This window comes from Pseudomonas sp. NPDC089547, from assembly GCF_050280665.1.
Lineage (GTDB): Bacteria > Pseudomonadota > Gammaproteobacteria > Pseudomonadales > Pseudomonadaceae > Aquipseudomonas.
On the sequence record NZ_JBNNVS010000107.1, the window covers coordinates 1 to 1,937 of the forward strand.

Consider the following 1,937-nt stretch of genomic DNA (forward strand, 5'->3'; position numbering starts at 1 on the left):
GCCGGCAACGACAACATGGCCGTTGCCGTGCGCTCCTCGGCCACCGCCGAAGACCTGCCGGACGCCTCGTTCGCCGGCCAGCAGGAAACCTTCCTCAACATCCGTGGCGTCGACAACGTGATCCGCGCGGCCAAGGAAGTGTTCGCCTCGCTGTTCAACGACCGCGCCATCGCCTACCGCGTGCACCAGGGCTTCGACCACAAGCTGGTCGCCCTGTCTGCCGGTGTGCAGCGCATGGTCCGCTCCGAAACCGGCACCGCCGGCGTCATGTTCACCCTCGACACCGAGTCGGGCTTCCGCGACGTGGTGTTCATCACCGGCGCCTACGGCCTGGGCGAAACCGTGGTGCAGGGTGCGGTCAACCCGGACGAATTCTACGTGCACAAGAACACCCTGCAGGCCGGCCGCCCGGCCATCCTGCGCCGCAACCTGGGCAGCAAGGCCATCAAGATGGTCTACGGCGACGAAGCCAAGGCCGGCCGCTCGGTCAAGACCGTGGAAGTGGACCGCGCCGAACGCGCACGCTTCTGCCTGAGCGATGCCGAGGTCAGCGAGCTGGCCAAGCAGGCCATGATCATCGAGCAGCACTACCAGCGCCCGATGGACATCGAGTGGGCCAAAGATGGCGACGACGGCAAGCTGTACATCGTCCAGGCCCGCCCTGAAACGGTGAAAAGCCGCTCCAGCGCCAATGTCATGGAACGCTACCTGCTGAAGGAAAAGGGCACCGTGCTGGTCGAAGGCCGCGCCATCGGCCAGCGCATCGGCGCCGGCAAGGTCCGCGTGATCAACGACGTATCGGAAATGGACAAGGTCCAGCCGGGTGATGTACTGGTCTCCGACATGACCGACCCGGACTGGGAACCGGTGATGAAGCGCGCCAGCGCCATCGTCACCAACCGCGGCGGGCGTACCTGCCACGCGGCGATCATTGCCCGTGAGCTGGGGATTCCGGCCGTGGTCGGTTGCGGCAACGCCACCCAGGTGCTCAAGGACGGCCAGGGCGTGACGGTTTCCTGTGCCGAAGGCGACACTGGCTTCATCTTCGAAGGTGAGCTGGGCTTCGACATCAAGCAGAACTCGGTCGATGCCATGCCGGAACTGCCGTTCAAGATCATGATGAACGTCGGCAACCCGGACCGCGCCTTCGACTTCGCCCAGCTGCCCAACGCCGGTGTCGGCCTGGCGCGCCTGGAGTTCATCATCAACCGCATGATCGGCGTGCACCCCAAGGCGCTGCTGAACTACGCCGGCCTGCCACCGGAGCTGAAAGAGAGCGTCGACAAGCGCATCGCCGGCTACAACGACCCGGTCGGCTTCTACGTCGAGAAACTGGTCGAAGGTATCAGCACCCTGGCGGCGGCCTTCTACCCGAAAAAGGTCATCGTGCGCCTGTCGGACTTCAAGTCCAACGAGTACGCCAACCTGATCGGCGGCAAGCTGTACGAGCCGGAAGAAGAAAACCCGATGCTGGGCTTCCGCGGGGCTTCGCGCTACATCAGCGAATCGTTCCGTGACTGTTTCGAACTCGAATGCCGTGCGCTGAAGCGCGTGCGCAACGAGATGGGCCTGACCAACGTCGAGATCATGGTGCCGTTCGTGCGTACCCTGGGCGAAGCCAGCCAGGTCGTCGACCTGCTGGCTGAAAACGGCCTGGCCCGCGGCAACAACGGCCTGCTCGTGATCATGATGTGCGAGCTGCCGTCCAACGCCATTTTGGCCGAAGAGTTCCTGGAGTACTTCGACGGCTTCTCGATCGGCTCCAACGACCTGACCCAGCTGACCCTGGGCCTGGACCGCGACTCGGGTATCATTGCCCACCTGTTCGACGAGCGTAACCCTGCGGTGAAAAAGCTGCTGGCCAACGCCATTGCCGCGTGCAACAAGGCCGGCAAGTACATCGGCATTTGCGGCCAGGGCCCATCGGACCACCCGGA

Annotated in this window: 1 protein-coding gene; it reads left to right on the forward strand. The window is 64.2% G+C overall.

Annotated features, from left to right (window positions below; genetic code table 11):
- On the forward strand, nt 1-1,937 hold a 1,937-nt coding region (gene ppsA, locus ACQKPZ_RS28155), incomplete at both ends, for a phosphoenolpyruvate synthase (RefSeq protein WP_427544550.1).